At 56.0% G+C, this 1,819-nt stretch carries 3 protein-coding genes; all 3 read left to right on the top strand.

Annotated elements, in window-relative coordinates; all coding sequences use genetic code 11:
* The first annotated feature begins 173 nt into the window (after positions 1–173).
* Complete coding sequence (locus tag ACH2EH_RS09065; RefSeq protein ID WP_395140944.1) at positions 174–524, top strand: hypothetical protein; 351 nt, start codon at positions 174–176, stop codon at positions 522–524.
* 37 nt (positions 525–561) lie between these two features.
* Entirely contained in the window at positions 562–1,491 is a 930-nt protein-coding gene (locus tag ACH2EH_RS09060; protein WP_394796397.1) for an ATP-binding cassette domain-containing protein, read from the top strand.
* Positions 1,488–1,819, top strand: a 332-nt coding sequence (locus ACH2EH_RS09055) for a hypothetical protein (RefSeq protein ID WP_395140942.1), incomplete at its 3' end; no start/stop codon positions are given. The genes ACH2EH_RS09060 and ACH2EH_RS09055, both read left to right, overlap by 4 nt.

Here is a 1,819-nt window from a genome sequence, read left to right as displayed (position 1 = left end):
GAGATTTTCTAGGATTGCATGGGGAGAGGAAAATCGGTGCTGAGGCAGATATTAGTATTGAAATTTTCATATCGAAAGATCAAAAAAAGATAAATGATGCATTCTCAAGATATTTTGGCAGTGAACCTATTTACTCCGATAGATCCTTTTCAGGAAAAAAGTTTTGAGAGAAAATGTATATTGATATTCTTGAGGGTGAAACACATTCTTTTCGACGGATTGTCGTAAGAGACGGTCAGGCAGTAATTGCGATTACTATGACGGCAAAACCGATGATCGTAGAGGGTAAGGCTTTGAGGCTACCTGATAATACTGTTCGTACTTATAGATTATATGCGGATGATACATCTTTGATTGAGAAATTAATGGTTCGCATGCTTGATCGTTTGACCGTACTAGGGTTGACCAGTAAGCCTATATCCTCTGCATCCGAAGCGGCTCGCAAGTATGTGGCAGCGAAACAGAAGAATCCGCCGAAAGTTCGTATTTTTGAGAAGGGCGTAGAGCAGGGGATCACACGATGAATCAGTGTCCGGCTGTGCTACAATAGCCCGATAATAAATGCTTGATACGCCTTCCATCGCTTCCGTCTCCGATTTGACCGTGCGCTACGGTGCCAAGACCGTTCTGGAGCAGTTCTCTCTGGAGATTCCCGAGGGCTGTGTGGGGCTACTTGGGCCAAACGGGGCGGGCAAGACGACCCTAATCAAGACGCTGCTGGGGTTTGTGGCTCCCGCGTCGGGGCGGGCACAGGTGCTGGGGCTGGATGTCGCGACTCAGGGCAAGAGCATTCGGCAGAAGATCGGGCTGATGCCGGAGCAGGACTGCCATATTCCGGGAATGAACGCCGTGACATTTGTGGCCTACGCCGGGGAGCTCGCCGGGATGCCGCCCGAGCAGGCGATGCGCCGGGCGCATGAGGTGCTGGAGTGGTGTAGCCTTGGGGAGGCGCGCTACCGCAATGTCGAGACCTACTCCACGGGCATGCGCCAGCGGGTGAAACTCGCCCAGGCACTGGTACACGGCCCAAGGCTCCTCTTCTTAGACGAACCCACTAACGGACTGGACCCGGCGGGCCGCGACGAGATGCTGGAGCTGGTGCGCGATGTGAGCCATGGTAAGGGGCTCTCGGTGGTGGTTTCGTCGCACTTATTGCCCGATATTGAGAAAACCTGCGACTCCGTGGTGGTGATGCGGCGCGGTGAAGTGGTGAAGCAAGGACCGATTGCCGCGCTCAAGCAGACCAAGGGAGTCCAGTTCGATGTGGAGCTACGTCTCTTCTCCGATGGTTTTGTGAGCGCGATGGGCGCACGCGGCGCGAGCCTGGTGCATCAGCTCGGGAGCTCCTGCCGCTTTGATCTACCGGAGACGGAGACGCACCCCCACCGGCTGATCTTCGATGCCGCGATTGTCTCCGGTGCGCAGGTGCGCGGCTTCCGTCCTGCGGAGCGTAGCCTTGAGGATGTCTTTATGGAGGCCGTTTCCGAATGAGCACTGAGAACCCGGTAAGCCCAGCGAACCCGGTGAGCACGCCGCGCCTGATTGCGGATCGTACTTACCGAAACTACGACGGCCCCCTGCGCACGGTGCGCGCGGGATGGTGGGTGATCGCACAGGCGGTGATTCGCACAAATATCAAGAAGGTCGGGTTCTGGATGCCCCTCCTGATGATTGTCCTGATCCACTTGTTTTTCGGGCTGTTTTTCTTTCTGAACCACAATGTTACCCGGGCTATTGGTGATATGGGCGGTGGCGGCGGGGGTGGCGGCGTAGGTGAACACTCCCTGGCCGCGCCCGAAACCGCGCCCACCCCCGCCAC

The organism is Armatimonas sp. (assembly GCF_043760365.1).
Lineage (GTDB): Bacteria > Armatimonadota > Armatimonadia > Armatimonadales > Armatimonadaceae > Armatimonas.
The sequence above is the reverse complement of the archived record's forward strand: the minus strand, read 5'-3'. Positions and strand labels throughout refer to the sequence as shown.